Source organism: Caballeronia sp. LZ001 (assembly GCF_031450875.1).
Lineage (GTDB): Bacteria > Pseudomonadota > Gammaproteobacteria > Burkholderiales > Burkholderiaceae > Caballeronia.
The window spans coordinates 326,852-343,108 of the sequence record NZ_JARTVX010000005.1 but is presented as its reverse complement, the minus strand read 5'-3'; the positions used below and the strand labels follow the sequence as shown (position 1 = coordinate 343,108).

At 61.7% G+C, this 16,257-nt stretch carries 13 protein-coding genes; 9 read left to right on the top strand and 4 right to left on the bottom strand.

Annotated features, from left to right (window positions below; translation table 11 throughout):
- Positions 1–8 precede the first annotated feature (8 nt).
- Both P9292_RS38090 and P9292_RS38085 read right to left on the bottom strand, forming a co-directional pair.
- A complete protein-coding gene (locus P9292_RS38090; protein ID WP_309964716.1) occupies positions 9–4,991 on the bottom strand; it encodes an AAA family ATPase in 4,983 nt (1,660 codons plus the stop codon).
- Between the two features lie 37 nt (positions 4,992–5,028).
- Positions 5,029–5,688, bottom strand: a complete 660-nt coding sequence (locus tag P9292_RS38085) for a response regulator transcription factor (RefSeq protein WP_309964714.1) — start codon at positions 5,686–5,688, stop codon at positions 5,029–5,031.
- A 265-nt stretch (positions 5,689–5,953) separates the two neighbouring features.
- On the opposite strand from P9292_RS38085, the gene P9292_RS38080 reads away from it, so the two are divergent.
- Together P9292_RS38080 and P9292_RS38075 are read left to right on the top strand one after the other, a co-directional pair.
- On the top strand, positions 5,954–7,426 hold the full coding sequence (locus tag P9292_RS38080) for a winged helix-turn-helix domain-containing protein (protein ID WP_309964712.1): 1,473 nt from the start codon (positions 5,954–5,956) through the stop codon (positions 7,424–7,426).
- Positions 7,427–7,498: 72 nt separating this feature from the next.
- Positions 7,499–8,413 carry a LysR family transcriptional regulator gene (locus P9292_RS38075; RefSeq protein ID WP_250511686.1) on the top strand — a complete coding sequence of 305 codons (915 nt, stop codon included), beginning with the start codon at positions 7,499–7,501 and terminating at the stop codon, positions 8,411–8,413.
- Positions 8,414–8,419: 6 nt separating this feature from the next.
- Here P9292_RS38075 and P9292_RS38070 read toward each other — a convergent pair whose 3' ends face one another.
- Positions 8,420–9,205 carry an alpha/beta hydrolase gene (locus P9292_RS38070; RefSeq protein ID WP_309964710.1) on the bottom strand — a complete coding sequence of 262 codons (786 nt, stop codon included), beginning with the start codon at positions 9,203–9,205 and terminating at the stop codon, positions 8,420–8,422.
- Between the two features lie 236 nt (positions 9,206–9,441).
- Between P9292_RS38070 and P9292_RS38065 the strand changes: the two genes are divergently transcribed.
- The 5 genes from P9292_RS38065 to P9292_RS38045 all read left to right on the top strand — a co-directional run bounded on the left by P9292_RS38065 (position 9,442) and on the right by P9292_RS38045 (position 14,547).
- A complete protein-coding gene (locus tag P9292_RS38065; RefSeq protein WP_309964708.1) occupies positions 9,442–9,918 on the top strand; it encodes a nuclear transport factor 2 family protein in 477 nt (158 codons plus the stop codon).
- A 101-nt stretch (positions 9,919–10,019) separates the two neighbouring features.
- The gene (locus P9292_RS38060; protein WP_284507915.1) at positions 10,020–10,151 is read left to right on the top strand and encodes a hypothetical protein; all 132 of its coding nucleotides are present in this window, start codon (positions 10,020–10,022) and stop codon (positions 10,149–10,151) included.
- Entirely contained in the window at positions 10,148–11,719 is a 1,572-nt protein-coding gene (locus tag P9292_RS38055) for an FAD-binding protein (protein ID WP_409015488.1), read from the top strand. The genes P9292_RS38060 and P9292_RS38055 overlap by 4 nt, the downstream gene beginning before the upstream one ends.
- Positions 11,716–12,114: a hypothetical protein gene (locus P9292_RS38050; RefSeq protein ID WP_309964705.1), complete on the top strand. Its 399-nt coding sequence runs from the start codon at positions 11,716–11,718 to the stop codon at positions 12,112–12,114. The genes P9292_RS38055 and P9292_RS38050 overlap by 4 nt, the downstream gene beginning before the upstream one ends.
- A gap of 225 nt (positions 12,115–12,339) precedes the next feature.
- Complete coding sequence (locus P9292_RS38045; protein WP_309964703.1) at positions 12,340–14,547, top strand: TonB-dependent siderophore receptor; 2,208 nt, start codon at positions 12,340–12,342, stop codon at positions 14,545–14,547.
- Positions 14,548–14,591: 44 nt separating this feature from the next.
- On the opposite strand, the gene P9292_RS38040 is transcribed toward P9292_RS38045, so the two are convergent.
- Complete coding sequence (locus tag P9292_RS38040) at positions 14,592–15,206, bottom strand: septal ring lytic transglycosylase RlpA family protein (RefSeq protein ID WP_309964701.1); 615 nt, start codon at positions 15,204–15,206, stop codon at positions 14,592–14,594.
- A 43-nt stretch (positions 15,207–15,249) separates the two neighbouring features.
- Between P9292_RS38040 and P9292_RS38035 the strand changes: the two genes are divergently transcribed.
- Positions 15,250–15,381, top strand: a complete 132-nt coding sequence (locus P9292_RS38035; RefSeq protein WP_255784979.1) for a hypothetical protein — start codon at positions 15,250–15,252, stop codon at positions 15,379–15,381.
- Positions 15,382–15,439: 58 nt separating this feature from the next.
- A complete protein-coding gene (locus P9292_RS38030; RefSeq protein WP_250467879.1) occupies positions 15,440–16,228 on the top strand; it encodes an SDR family NAD(P)-dependent oxidoreductase in 789 nt (262 codons plus the stop codon).
- The last annotated feature ends 29 nt before the right edge of the window (positions 16,229–16,257 follow it).

Genomic DNA, 16,257 nt, shown 5'->3' with positions numbered 1-16,257 from the left:
CGTTGAGGTCAGCTTGCTTCGGCTTCGAAGGCTATGGTGAAGACCGTGCCGCCTGCGCGGTTCACATCGACATTGCCGTGCAATTGATGCGCGAGATCATGCACGAGTTGCAGCCCGAGCGTGTCGGCCTGATCGAGCGAAAACGCGGGCGACAGTCCCACACCATCGTCAGCGATCACGAGGCGGCAACGGTCCTTGTCCGTGATACGAAGCTCGATACGCAACAGTCCGCCGCGTCCCTCCGGAAACGCATGTTTGAGCGCATTGGACACGAGCTCGTTGATGATGAGCCCGCACGACACCGCGCGATTCATGTCGAGCTGGATATCGTCGACGACCACGTCCATGTCCACGCCGAGACGCCGCATGTCGTAAGCCTGCGCGAGATGCTTGCACAGGTTCCTCACGTGCGGCGCCATCATGATGCGAGCGAAATTGCCAGCACGATAAAGGTTTTCGTGCACCATCGCCATCGATCGCACACGGTTGCGGCTTTCGGCGAAGAGTTCGGCTACCGCCTTGTCTTCTACACGCGAAGCCTGCAGATTGAGCAGGCTGCTGATGAGTTGCAGATTGTTCTTCACGCGATGATGCACTTCGTGAAGCAACGCTTCCTTCTCTTCGAGCATGGCCTCCTTCTGTTCGAGCGATGCGTTCTCGAGCGAAATAGCCGCCTGCGACGCAAGCAGTGTCAGCACCGTGATACGCGCTGCCGTGAACACGCCGGGCGCGAGATCGTTCTCGAGATACAGCACGCCCTTGAGCTTGGCCTGCTTGATGATGGGCACGACGAGCACCGAGCGCGCGCCGCTCGAACGCAGATACTCGTCGGCGGAGAATTCATTGGGCAACGTGGCGTCGTCAATATGCACGCGCTCCCGCATGCGCATGGCGAAGTGCACGATGGATACCGGCAATTCACGCGGCGTCATCGGAGCGCTTTCCATGCGGACCTGCACACCGTCCCTGCCAGATACGGCCTGCGCCTCGATCCACAGTTTCTCTTCGCGCGGCAAGACGAGCACCGCGCGACGCGCGCCCGCATGTTCGAGCACGATGGTCATGAGCGTGCGCAAGAGCCGTTCGAGCACGATCTCGCCTGAGATTGCCTGCGACGCCTGCACGACGGTTTCCACATCGAAGCGTTCCGCCACGACATTTCTTGCCGTCAGGCTTTCCGCAGGGCTTTCGACGAGTTCCGGATAAAGCCGCTCCAGCGCGTGAACCTTCGCCATCGCGCCCCAGCGCAGATACGCGCGCCGTGCATGGCCCAGATAGACATGAGCGATAGTCGTGAATTCGCGTTCGATGTAAAAGCGCGCGGCCGTTTCATGGGCCAGCGCTTCGATCTGCACAAAGCGATGTTCGCGTGCGAGCGCGATAGCGTCTTCGTAATGACGCATCGCGTCGAACGGCCGGTTCTCGATGCGCGCGACTTCGCCTTCCACGAGCGCCGCCCGGCAGCCGAAATTCGCCGGACCGTGATAGGCCCAGACCTGCAACTTGCCGTGATACTCCGCCAGTGTCGCCGACACATCGTGTCTGCGCGGATCGTGCATGCGTGCAAGCACCAGCGCCGCATGAAAATAGTACTCGGCCATCTCGAAGTGGCCGGCGGAGGTCCACAAGAGCGGCCTGGCTTTATCGCCCGCGGCGGCGGCGCCCGCTATGTCATCGGCGAAATGGAGCCATTGCTGCTTGCGAATCCAGTACCAGCATGCGGCAATCGCGAGACTGGCATCGGCTTCGAGGCGGCGCTCGAACTCGGCTTCGTCGAACCCCGCGAGAAGCACGCTGTCGCCACGCAAGTGACCGATCAGCCGCAACTGCGAAGTAATGATATCGACGATAAGCCCGAACTTCGCGCTCTTCACGATCGACAGCCGCTCTTGTGCCTCGCGCTCCACGTCTGCAAGCGGTTCGCCCGCAGCCAGCAGACTCGTGATCAACGTGCAACTGCTGAAGCCCGTATAAGTCAGATCGCCGCTCTCCGTCGCGGCATCGAACGCGCGGCGCAACAAGGGCAGATTCGTGCGAATGTGCCGCGTCCACGGCGTGACGTGATACGCGAAGCACATGTAGACGCGCGCCTTGAAGCGGTCGAGCGCGCGTTCGTCGACGAGCGCAAGTCCCAGGCGTCCAAAGCCGAACCCCGCCTGATAGTCGCCGAAGATAGGGCCGGTCACCATGCCGAGATAGGCATAGCCGAGCGACGATGCATCGCTGTTGCCGTGCGCCACGCTCAGATTCGCCATGCGGCACAGCACCAGGCAGACGAGGTCTTCGTCGCTGAAGAACGCGGGCGGCAGCACGGCCGTGAGCACATCGAGCGTGGCGGCGAGATCGGACGCTTCGAGCAAGGGCAGGTCGATCAGGCGTTCGATCGGCTTCGAGCCGATCTGCCGAAGCAGCGCGTCGTATTCGAGGCGCGCGGCGGCTCGTCCCGGATGCGGCTCCCACTCGATACCGACGTGCCGCAAATACTCCAGACACGTTTGCACGGCAAGCTGCATCTGATCGAGCGCGGTGTAGAGCGTGACGCGCAGGAACGTGACAATGGCGCGATCCGGCAGCGTGCTTGCCCGCTCGGCGAGTTCGGTCAATCGCTTGCACGCGGCTTGGGTATCGCCTGTCAGGAACTCGCACTCGGCGCGGTTGCTTTCCAGCGCGAACTTGCGCGCGTAGTCGTCGTGCCATCGAGCGGTATCGAGAAGATCGCTTCCCGTCGAGAAGTACGTCAAGGCGGAACCGAACGCCGACGAAGCCTTCGCGCGCTTGCCCGCCTGCAAATTGAGCTCGACGATTCGCTCGCGTTCCGCCGCGTTATCGACCAATGCGATCGCGCGATCGTACTGATTGACGATCTCGAAGATGTCGGCCTCGGCGTCATGCGCTTCGGTCGCATCGAACATTCGCGCGATTCGCAAGTGCGCGAGCGCGCGCTCGCCCGGCGGAATCATCGCGTAGGCTGCTTCCTGCACGCGGTCGTGAACGAATGCATAACCGTTCTCGCGCCTATACACGAGACCTGCTTCGACCGCATTGCCGAGCGCGGCGTCGATGTCGCCTACGGCATCGGCGCACACTTGCGCGAGCGTCGCATCCGTTGCCGCGTTGCCGAGACACGCGAACCACTTCAGCATGTCTTGCGTCGCTTGCGACGCGCGCGCAATGCGCTCCACCATCAGATCGACGACGCTTTCCGCAAAACGCGCCGCACGAATGCGGTCGATGTCCCAGCGCCAGACGCGTGTATCGCGGTCGAAATGCAACAGCCGTTCTTCTTCGAGAATGCGCAGGAACTGCACCACGAAAAAGGGATTGCCACCGGTCTTGTCGAATAGCAGGCTGGCGAGCGGTTCTGCTTCAGCGGCGTCGGCATGCAGCGTGTCGGTCAGCAGATTCGATACATCGCCGGGCGCAAGAGGCGCCAGCAGAATGAGATGCAGCGGCGTGCTGGTTTCGCGCACCGTCGCGAGCACGCGTGAGAGCGTGTGCGTGGGACCCACTTCGTTGTCCCGATACGCGCCGATGAAGAGCACGTGACGCGTATCCGCGGACGCCGCCATATATTCGATCCAACTGCTCGTGCCGGAATCGAGCCATTGGAGATCGTCGAGAAAGAGCACGAGCGTCTCGCCTGGACCACAGAACGTGCCGATGAAACGCGTGAGCACCGCTTGCAGACGCACATGTGCCTCGCGTGGCCCGAGCGCCGGCACAGCGGGTTGCGGACCGATCACACGTTCCAGTTCCGGCACGAGATCGACGATGAGTTGCGCATGCGCGCCAAGCGCATCGGCAAGACGCGCCTGCCATGACGGCAGGTCGAAGGCTTTATCGTCGAGCAGTTGGCGGATCAATTGCTGAAAAGATTGCGCGAGGGTGGCGTAGGGAATGTCGCGCTTGTATTGATCGAACTTGCCTGATGCGAAGCGCCCGTTACCGGCCACGAGCCTCTTTTGCAGGTCGCCAACGAGCGCCGATTTGCCGATACCCGAGTAGCCCGACACCAGCACGAATTCCGAGCGACCTTGCTGCGCCACGCGCTGAAATGCGTTCGCGAGCGCCGCGCTTTCGACTTCGCGTCCGTAAAGGCGTTCGGGAATGAGCAAATGTTCGGGCGCGTCGTGCTCGCCCGGCGTGAACGCTTCGATACGCTCGCTGCGTTGCCATGAATCGAGACAGCGGCGCAAATCGTGTTCGAGCCCGAGCGCGGTCTGATAGCGTTCCTCGGCGGCTTTCGCGAGGAGCCGCGCGACGATGGCGGCCAACTGTCGCGGCACGTGAGGCGCTTGTTCGGCAAGCGGAATCGGCTGACGCGCTATATGACAATGCAGCCATTCGGCGGGCGACGCGGCGCGATACGGCAGCTTGCCCGCGAGCATCTCGTAGAAAACGACGCCGAGCGAATACAAGTCACAGCGCGAATCCACACCGCGATTCGTGAGCCCCGTTTGCTCGGGCGAAAGGTAAGCGAGCGCGTCCATGGTCACGGGCGCGAGTTCCGTTGCGGGACGTTCGCGCGTTGCTCTCGATGCGCGTCCGAAACCCGTGAGCGCCACTTCGCCGCTCGCTACATCGACGAGTATGTTGGCCGGTCGCAAGTCCTTGTGCATGATGCCGCGCGCATGCAGCACCTTGAGCGCCGCTGCAAGATTCACCGCGATGCGCAAGCTCTCATGCACGCCGAGCGTTCCCGCAGATATCGATGCAAGCGAAACACCGCCGCGATCTTCGAGCAGAAGCGTGGCCGCGCCACGCAACTCCACCAGCGCATGCGGCCGCGTGAGAACCGGGCTGTCGAGTAGCGCGCGCAGTTCGAACGCACGCGTGAGCCGCGCCTGACTCTCCACGACTTGCGCCACGTGCGCCACAGGCAGCGCCACGGCAAGCCAGGTCTGCGCGTCTTCGCGACGCCACAGCCGCGACAGGACGAACTCGCCGTCATCGCACAGGGTTCGCCGCTCGAAGTTCCGCAGTTCCAGCATGCTCGCGCCCTCCCGCTACGCTTCTGCGGTCAGCATATCAGCCGGCATTGCGGACGGTCAGGAGCAGCGACTTGTCGAAGCCGGTATCGATCTTCTGACGCAGCTTGCTCATGTGCACGTCGATCACGTTGGTCTGCGGATCGAAGTGATATTCCCAGATGTTCTCCAGCAGCATGGTGCGCGTCACGACTTGTTCCGCGTGGCGCATGAGATATTCGAGCAGCTTGAATTCGCGCGGCTTGAGCACGATAGCCTTGCCCGCGCGCACGACCTTGCGCGAAAGCAGGTCGATGCTCAGATCGCCTACCTTCAACGCCGTGTCCACGAGGTTTTCTTGCGAGCGTCGCGTCAATGCGTCGAGCCTCGCCGCGACTTCGCCCAGCGCAAAGGGCTTGACGACGTAATCGTCACCGCCGGCCTTGAGGCCGCGAATGCGTTCATCCACTTCGCCAAGCGCGCTCAGAATGAGGATAGGCACCTTGTTGCCGGTCGCGCGCAACGCCGAGATGATGCCGAGGCCGTCGATACCGCCCGGCAGCATGCGGTCCAAGATGATCGAATCGTAGGTCTCGCCGGCCGCGAGAAACATGCCGTCGCGGCCATTGTCCGCGCAATCGATGACATGGCCCATTTCGGCCAAACCCTTGCGCAAGAATCCGGCGACTTGCTCGTTGTCTTCGATGACCAGGATTTTCATTTTATGGCTCGTAACAGGCTCGAAGCGCACTCTGATTTTCGAGTACAGGGCTTCCCGCCGTGCATTATGCGCCCGCATGGTCCGCGCATAAATCCGGTCATTATTAAATTAAGTTAACGTGCGCGCGGAAAATGGCAAGGTATTCCCGAATTACTAATGAAGGCGCGGAGTTAACTAAGCTTAATGATTTTCTCATCGGGCGCAAAGGCTGGGAAGCATAGGATCGGTTATGTGATCGGACATCCATCGCAAACGGAACGACACCATGAACGCCATTGCCGAGTTGCCCTTACCCGGATCGCACAGCGGCATTATCGATCTGGGCGGCATATGGATCGACCTCGAAGCACGTACCTTGCACCGTCAAGGCGAGATCATGTCCGTGGGCTCGCGCGCATTCGATATTCTCGTCGTGCTGGCTAAAGCGGAAGGGCGCCTCGTCACCAAGGACGAATTGATGAGCGCAGTCTGGCCGCGCACCGTCGTCGAAGAAAACAATATCCAGGTTCACTTATCCAGCCTGCGTAAAAACCTGGGCAGCGATCGCGACATTATCGTGACCGTGCCGGGCCGTGGGTACAGACTGACAAGGCGAACTGTCAGACCTTCGTGTCCGCATGCCGAGGCGCGTTTCGCTCGACCGGAACTCATCGGACGAGAAGACGCGCTTGCCCGTATTTCCACGATGCTCGCCGCGACGCAAGTGCTCACGCTCGTGGGCGCAGGCGGCATCGGCAAATCGGCGCTCGCGCTCGAAGCGGCGCGTCAATGGACAGCGGCGCGCGCAGAGCCGATCTTCTTCGCCGATCTCGCGCGACTCGACCACCCGCGCTCGCTGCAAGAAGCCATCGCGCGCGCATGCGGTTTGGCGGAACACGAGCCGCTCGACTTCTCGTCGCTGCCCGAGCGTGGGCTCGTGTTCATCGACAATGCCGAGCATGTGATCGCGCATGCCGCGCAAATAGTCGATGCGCTCGCCGCCGCCAATGACGGCATCCGCGTTCTGGTAACGAGCCGCGAGCCATTGCGCATCATGTCCGAGACGCTCTATCGCGTCGATCCGCTCGACGTGCCGCGCGCCGGATCGACGGATGCGCAAACGCTCGAACATGCTTCCGTGCGGCTCTTTCTCCGCCGTGGCCGCGCCGTGCAGCGCAATCTCGGCGACGACAGCGCGCAGATCGGCCGCATAGGGACGATATGCCGGCGGCTCGACGGCAATCCGCTTGCCATCGAACTGGCGACGGCGCGTCTTGCCGCGCTCGGCCTCGAAGATATTCATCGGCGGCTGGACGACCGTATGTCCATGCTCGCTGGCGGATACCGCACCGCGCTGCCGCGTCATCAGACGTTGCGTGCGAATTTCGACTGGAGCTACGGGCCGCTCGCCGCGCAGGAGAAGACCTTGCTGCGCAGGATGGCCGTTTTCGAAGACTCGTTTTCGTTCGAAGCCCTGTGCGCTGTCGCATGCGATGACGGACTCGCGCTCGCAACCGTGATCGACGCCGCTAGCGAACTCGCCGCGAAATCGCTGTTGATCGTCGAATATGACGGCCCCGTCGTGCGCTACCGGTTATCGAAATCGATGCGTGCGTATGCGCTGGAAAGACTCGCGGCGGAGGACGACAGCACGGCAATCGCCGGGCGTCTCGCGCATTATCTGGAACATTGCGCCGACTTTTCCGGTGCCGACGAAGCGAATGAGCCCGACACCCCGCGAGGTCTCGTTGTCGAGTAAGGTTAGACGTAAGCGAAGCGTGAGAAGATCACGCGGCACCAGGTCAATCCCGCCACGAAAGCCGAGGAACGCATGGACCGCCTGACCGGCATCGAAGTATTCGTCGCGACCGTCGATGGCGGCAGTTTCGCCGCTGCCGCGCGACGTTTCGGGTTATCGCCCGCGATGGCCGGCAAGTACGTGAGCGCAATCGAAGCCGAACTGAACGCGCGGCTTCTGCATCGCACGACGCGCAAGCTGAGTCTGACCGAGGTCGGCCAACACTATTACGAGCGATGCAAACGCATCCTCGAAGCCTACGAAGAGGCCAATCGCGAGGCGAGCGACGCACAGGACACGCCGCGTGGCGTGTTGCGAATCGCGGCGCCCGTCACGTTCGGAGCGATGCATCTCGGCGATGTCCTCGCTGCATATCTTGAGCAGCATCCGCATGTCACGATAGAAGTGTCGTTGAACGACCGCTATGTCGATCTGCTCGAAGCCGGCGTGGACGTGGCGATACGTATCGGTCGCCTCAACGACTCCGGCCTCGTCGCGCGCAGGCTCGCGCCGTGTCGAATGGTCATCTGCGCGTCGCCCGGCTATGTCGAACGACACGGCACGCCGCGTAACCCCGACGACTTGCGGCAAGCGCCGCGACTCGCGTTCAGCGAAGCGGTGTCGGTGGGAGACTGGACGCTCGCCGATACGAAAGGCCGCGCACATGTCATCGACGGGCCATGCCGCATGGCCGCGAACAACACGCAGATGCTGCTGGCTGCGGCGCTTGCGGGCGCGGGTATCGCGTATGGGCCGACCTTCGTGTTCGGCGAACACATCGCGCGGGGGAATCTCGTCGCGCTGCTGCCGGACTATCGGACGCCGGAGTTGGCGATTCAGGCGGTTTATCCGAGCGCACGACATATGCCGCTGAAAGTGCGGCTTCTGCTCGATAGTTTAGTCGCCGCGTTCGGCGACGAGCCGCCTTGGGACCGCACGTCACGCTGATTCCGTTCAACGCGCTTGCAGTTCGTCGATGAACTTTTCGATAAGCGCAGCCACGGCTGCTGGCGCTTCGAGTGGCGATAAGTGCCCGATGCCGGGCAAGACATGAAGGCGCGCGTCCGCTATGCGAGGCAACAGTTCCTTACGCAAGGTCTCGACGCGGTCCACCTGGTCGAGTTCGCCTGAGATCACCGTGACGGGAACACTGATCGACCCGACTTCATTCGTGATGTCTTCGAGCATGGCGGCGTTCGGCCACGCCGCCTTGGCTTGCGGCGCGCCACGCAAGCTGTCGGCAATCACTTGCTCGCGCAACTCGGGTGCAAGCGGACTTGCGGTGAGCACGTTATCCATGACCCATTCGACCGATTCGCGCGAGTCGTAGGCTGCGGCCATCGCGGCTCGCTGGGCATCGGGAAGCTGCATCGGCGAGGGCGGCGAGGGCGCGATAAGCACGACGCCCTGCAATCCGCGAGGCCTGCGCGATGCGAGCAATTGCGCGACCTTGCCGCCCATCGAATGGCCGATCAGGATGTAGCGATGCAAGTGCAGTGCTTCGACGACGTCTGCTGCGTCGTTTGCAAGATCGGCTATTGCGTAGGCTTGCTCGGTCGCGCTGGATTCGCCCCATCCACGATGATCGAGCGCGATGGTGTGTCGAGCGTTCGACAATGCGCCGACAACGCCGTCCCATGTCCGTGACGATCCGCCCCAGTAGTGGAGAAACACGAGTGCCGGCTCGCTGCTTCCTTGTTCCTTGACGTGAATCCTCGCTCCGCGTGTTTCGATGTTCATGGCGATGCTCCTTGGGTTAGTGACGAAAAAGCATCTTAGGTGCGATCGTCTGGATTGATAATTCGCTCAACATGATCGGCACTCGATCACGCCGGGATCGAATTCGCTGCCGTGGCAAAGCGCCGGACAGCGCGAACCGTGGAAGTAAGGGAAGAAGCAGAGCACCCCGGATGCCGCTCGACACCATACATCTCACTTAGAATCGCCATCGGGTCTTGTCGACTTGGAGCGTTTTCATGATCAAGAGAGTGCTGACGACCGGTGCAATGCTTGCGAGTATTGTCGTGACGACGCCTGCTCACGCCGATGCAAACGCCGACAAGGCCGCGATCGCGCAAAGGCTGCAAGCATGGTCAAAGGCTTTCAACGCGCGCGATGCCAAAGGCGTCTGCGATATCTTCGCGCCCGACCTGGTCTCGACCGTCCCGGAAGCGCTCGATGGCAATCGCGACACGATCTGCAGGAAGCTCGCGGTGCTGTTTGCAAAGCCCGGACTAAGCTTGCAATACGACAGCCCCGACATTCGCGAGATCATCGTTTCCGGCGATATCGCCATCGTGCGATTGTTCTGGACGCTCACCGCCCGCATGGGTGACAAAGAGAGCGTGACCGAAGAAGCAGGCATGGACATTTTCCAGCGGCAACCGGACGGTCAATGGTCCATCGCCCGCTTCATGTCGTTCAGCGCGACGCCTAACACCGTACTCGAATAAACGAGAGCAGAACCAAGGGAATATTCCGCGCGCCCGGTTCGTTTAGATGGAGGATGCCGTGTCTTGCGGCCGCCTCGTAGCTATTCGACCTGGAGTGACCCATGAAACTCATTCGTGCGTTTTCGCTATTGCTTGCCGTGCTTGCCCTATCCCTCGCTGGCTGCCAGACCGACGGCGCCGGTGCAAGCTCGTCGGGCACGTCATCGAGCAGCGGCAGCAGCGGCGGCTATTGACCCACGCGGTGGCGACGCCGCCTCCGCGCGAATTTAAAAGCGCGCTGACTGCGTTCATCGACATAGTTGGCCGCGCCGCCGTGCTTCCGTTCAATGAGGCGCAGCCTGCTTATCTCGATCCTTTCGCCCCCGGCGATGCCCGCATGTGGCAAGCGTCAGCGGTCGTCATGCCATCAAGCGTGGAGCAGATCCGCGCGGTCCTGCAAGTGGCGAACCGATTCAAGGTGCCGCTGTGGAGCGTATCGACGGGACGCAACTTCGCTTACGGCGGCGCGGCGCCAAGGCTTGCGGGCAGCGTCGTGCTCGATCTGCAACGCATGAACCGCATACTCGAGATCGACGAAAAGCTGGCTTATGCGCTCGTCGAACCCGGCGTGAGTTACTACGACCTGTATCGTGAATTGAAGGCGCGTGGTACGCGTTTATGGCTCGATCCGCCAGCGGCGGGCTGGGGCAGCGTCATCGGCAACACGCTCGAGCGCGGTTACGGCACGACGCCGTATGGCGACCACGCCGCGATGCAATGCGGCATGGAAGTAGTGCTTGCAAACGGCGATGTCGTGCGCACCGGCATGGGCGCCATGAACGCGAGCCGCGACTGGCAAGTGTTCAAGCCCGGTTTCGGTCCTTCTTATGACGCCATGTTCGCGCAGTCGAATCTGGGCATTGTGACCAAGCTCGGCGTGTGGCTCATGCCCGAGCCCGAGGGCTACATGATCGCGCGCTATGCCTTCAAACGCGATACCGACCTCGAACGGATCGTCGAAACGCTGCGGCCATTGAAGCTGGACGACACGATACAGAGCAGCGCTGTCATCGAAAGCGCGGTGCGCTGGGCGGCGGGCGTATCGACACGCAAGCGGTGGTACGACGGCCCCGGTGCGATGCCCGAAGCGGCCATTGACGCAATGGCGCGCGACATCGACATCGGCCGCTGGAACCTGCGCTTCTGTCTTTATGGACCGCGCGAACTGGTCAACGTGCGGCGCGACATCATCCATCGGCGCTTTGCATCGATTGCCGATGCACGCCTCTTCGACATGCCCTATCGCGACGCATCCGATGAACCGACAGGCGGCGGCGATCGCAGTCAGGTCGGCATTCCCGGACTCGATGCGTTCAACATGCTGAACTGGCGCGGCGGTTCGGGCGCGCATGTCGACTTCTCGCCGATATGCCCGCCAACCGGCGCCGATGCAACCAAGCAATACATGATGGTGCGTGACCGCGCCGCGCAGTTCGGCTTCGATTACTACGGCGGCTTCACGGCGGAACGGCGTCACATGCATCACATCTTCGCGGCCATTTTCGACCGCGACGACAGCGCTCGAACAAATGCTGCGGGCACGCTGGTGCGCACGCTGATCGAGGATGCGGGCCAGGCCGGCTATGGCCAATATCGCACGCATCTCGCGTATATGGACCTTGCGGCTTCGCAATATGACTTCAACGACCACGCGTTGATGCGGCTCACGAACACGCTGAAAACCGCGCTCGATCCGAATGGCATTCTGTCGCCCGGCAAGCAGGGTATCTGGCCTGCCGCTCGGTCGAAGGATGCTCGATGAGACCCGCCCGCCGCGAATTCTTGACTGGCGTATCCCTGGCGGCGGCGTATGCGTGGGCCGTCGAAAGCATCGGCGATACGAAGGCGGCACGCATGCGTCTCCTTGTCGTATGCGATGAACGTTGCTCGGATAGCCGCGCGTTTGCGCATCGCGCGAGCTTGAACGGTGCGCGCGTCGTTGCATGGCGAAACGATGCCGGCTTGCTATGGCACGAACGCTTGCTTCCGGATGCATCGCTCGGCGTACCCCTTGCCGGTCTGACGACATACGCGGATGCCTTCGTTCTCTCGCGTCTCGCATGGACGTGCGGCCTGCGCATGACGAAGCTTGCATGCAATGCCGAGGCGCTCGTCGCATCGCGCATGGAGCGACTGAAGCAATCCTCTGTTGATTGAAAAATCGTCTATCTGCCGATCGATCGACACAAACGCTTTCGGTTGTCGACCTGCAACACCGTTCGACGCGCTTGAAAAAACGTATATGCGAATCGTTCGCATTTCACTAGAATCGCAGCACGCATGCATCCGTCCTCTCGCGACGACCGCATCGCATCTTCTCAGCACCACACGTGGCAACGCATAGCACCTCTAACAGCGGTTCTCCTTCGGATTTTCTTCGCTATGTCAGCAACTGCTCTGTCGCGCCCGCGCGTTCGCAAAGTTCATGCGGCGGTTCTTCGACTTTTTGTCTGCGCCGTGTTGCCCGCCTCGTTAAGTGTCACCGCACGAGCGCAAACGGAGCCGCAGGCATCGCCGGCCAATGCAGACACCGCGCTGCCCGCCGTGAACGTGCGCGGCGTCGCCGAAACGCTTCCCGGCGATTTCGAACCCGCATACGCGGGCGGACAGGTTGCGCGCGGCGCCCAGTTCGGCGTGCTGGGCAGTCAGAAGCTCATCGATGTTCCGTTCAGCATGACGAGTTATACGGCGAAAGCGATCGAGGATTCGCAAGCGCGCACCATCGGCGATCTGCTGGCGCACGATCCCGCCGTTCGTCCCGCATATGGCTTCGGCAACTTCTCTGAAGTATTCGTGATTCGCGGCTTCCAGCTCAACGGCGACGACATCTCGCTCAACGGCCTATACGGCATCACGCCGCGTCAGCTCGTCTCGCCTGATGTATTGGAACGCGTCGACGTATTCAAAGGCGCCAACGCGTTCCTGAACGGCGCGTCGCCGACCGGCTCGGCAATCGGCGGCGGCATCAATCTCGAACTCAAGCGCGCCGACGATAAACCTCTCACGCGCGTCACCGTCGATGGCAGCGCGTCCGGTCAGATCGGCACGCACGTCGACGTGGGCCGGCGCTTCGGCAGCGAAGGACAATTCGGCGTTCGCGTGAATGGCTCGATAGACGGCGGCGAAACCAGCATCGACGACGAGTTCCGCCATAACCAGACCACCGCCGTTTCGCTCGACTGGCGCGGCGACAAGCTGAGGCTGTATGGCGATTTCCTTTACCAGCGCAAGAACATCGACCAGGGCCGCTCGACGGTTTCCGTCACGGGCGACGTGGTGCCCGAGCCGCTGTCCGCCACGCACAACTTCGCGCAGCCATGGACGCATAGCACGCTGGAAGACACGGTAGGCATAGCGCGCGCGGAATACGACTTCTTGCCTGGATGGACCGCATACGCGAGTGGCGGCATCCGGCGCACACACGAGGACGGCACGTATTCGTCACCGACCTTCAACGCGCTCACGGGCACCACGAGCACGCGCGGCGACGTATTGCGCACCACCGACGCGCTGTCCGGCGAAGCCGGCGTGCGCGGCCGCTTCGTGACGGGTCCGGTCTCGCATCTCGTCTCGGCGGGTTTTGCCATCACGAGCGTCGAAGACCGCGAGGCATTCGCCTTCAGCGGGCCCTTCCCGACGACGCTCTATGGCGGCGGCGTCGTGCCGGAACCGGCGGCGACGAGCTTCGTCGCGGGCAGTTTCTCCGATCCGGGTCTCGCGGACCGCATCCTCACGCGCAGTTTCGCAGTATCGGATACGCTCGGCTTCCTCAACGACCGCGTGCTCTTCACCATCGGCGCGCGTCATCAGCAACTGCATCAGAACAACTATACGGTCGGCACGGACGCGATCTCGAACACCTATGATCAGTCGATCAACACGCCGATCTTCGGTCTCGTCGTGAAGCCGACCAACACGATCTCCCTCTTCGCGAATCGCGCCGAGTCGCTCGCGGCAGGACAGACGGCGCCGTTCGGTGCCGCCAATGTCGGGCAGACGCTCTCGCCGAATCGCACGAAGCAATACGAAGTGGGCACGAAGTACGATACGAATCGGTTTGGCGCGGAGCTCGCGCTGTTCCAGATCGAGCAGCCCACGGCGTACACGGACAGCACGAACAACATCTTCGCCACGAACGGAACGCAACGGCATCGCGGAATCGAAATGTCGGTGTATGGCGAACCGCTCAAGGGCGTGCGCGTGCTCGCGGGCGCGACGTTGCTGAACGCGAAGCAACTCGACACGAACGGCGGCGCAACCGATGGTTATCGGCCCATTGGTGTGCCGAGTTATCTCTTCAATTTGGGCGGCGAATACGATCTGCCTTGGGTGCCCGGCCTGACCTTCAACGCGGCGTGGATCCACACGAGCAATCAGTATCTGGACGCGGCCAACCATTTATCGATACCCGCGTGGGACCGCTTCGATCTCGGCGCGCGCTATACGACGACCGTGTTCAAGCACGTAACGACGCTGCGCGCCACGGTTGAAAACGTGACGAACAAATCGTACTGGTCGTCGACGACGGGCGCCTATCTGACAATGGGAAAACCGCGTACGTTGCTGATGTCGGTGACTGCGGACTTTTGATGCCGCGCGCGCGATCTTCGTTACGCCGATAATCGCGCGCCGGTTCAGTTAGAGGAAGTCGCGCCTGCGCCCGGCTTCACCGTACCATCGGCCTGTGGAACTTCCACGGGTTTGACTTCGACGGGCGCGGTGCCGTTTTCCTTCAAGCCGAGCTTATCGGCGGTTTTCGGCGATACATCCACGATCCGGTCTTTCACGTAAGGACCGCGATCCCTGATCTCGACTACGTCGCTATTGCCGTTCTCCAGATTCGTCACGCGCGCTTTCGTACCGAGCGGAAGCGTCTTGCTTGCCGCCGAATTGGACTGCGGATTCATCGGTGTACCGTCGGCCATTTTCTTCGTGTAGAAGTTTCGGCCGTAATACGAAGCCTTGCCCTTGCGTTCCTTGCCGGAGCGGTCGAGATTCACGGGTTCCGCGGCTGCCGCTTTTGCTGTCGCATTCACGTTTGCCTGGCTATGACGCGCATGCTTCTGCGCGCGCTTATGCGCGTGTGTGTGCGTTTGCGTTTGCGTTTTTTCCTGCGCCGCCGGGAATGCGGCATTGAGCCAGCACGTCAGCGTGACGAAGACAAGCGCTCGAATCTTCGATCCGCTTTGCGCTCGTTCCTTCAGATGTATCGTGCTAAGGGTGTCATTCCCCATCGTACGAAGTCGCATTCGTCTCTTCTCCTTGGGCTTTGTGCAGCCATTGACGCCTCGTATGTTTGATTTTGATTATTCGTACGACGAGCATGCGATGCTCTACGTGCTTTCCATCCATTCGCTACGCGTGCCGTGGATGCACGAATCGCTCCCGAACGACAAGTTGACGCTCGATGGGACCACGCTCTAACGTAAGATCTTTGGTGCGCGATACGCGCGACCTAGATAACGATGACGGAGTCCACGCAATGAGCCATGATCTCGACAACAAAATCGCCCTCGTCACGGGAACATCGGGAATAGGTGCGTCTGTCGTCTTGCGAATGGCTGCGGGAGGCGCGCACGTCGCGGCGTTAGGCATCGATGAAACGTTGAACGCCGCCTTGCGTCGACGCGCCGAGGATGCGGGGCTGAAAGTGACCGTGCTCAAGGCGGATGTGTCGGACCCGGCGCAAGTCGAAGCGGCGATGCGCGAGACGGTCGAACTATTTGGCGGGCTCGATATCATCGTCAATTCGGCGGCCATTCATCCTTATGGCGATCTCGTCGAGACATCGCACGAGACGTTTGCGCGCTGCATGAACGTGAACGTAGGCTCGATTCATCTGACCGCACACTTCGGCGTGCCCGAAATGCGCAAGCGCGGCGGTGGCGCGATCGTCAATATATCGAGCGTTCAGGGCTTTAGTTGTCAGGCAGGCGTCGCGGCCTACGTGGCATCTAAAGGCGCGATCCATGCAATGACGCGAGCGATGGCAATCGACTTCGCACCCGACAAGATTCGCGTCACGTCGGTGAGCCCCGCATCGGTACGCACGCCGATTCTCGAACTCGCCGCGCGAACCTTCGACGGACCGGACGCGAACGTCGAGGAAGCCTTCGCGCGATTCGGCGCAGCGCATCCGCTCGGGCGGATCGGCGAACCCGAAGAAGTGGCCGAACTGGTCGCGTTCCTCGTGTCGGATCGCGCGCTTTTCATCAGCGGCTCGGATCACAAGATCGATGGCGCGTTGCTCGCAGGGCTTGGAGTTCGGTAAATGAATGGCACGTTCGCGGCTTTTTGGAA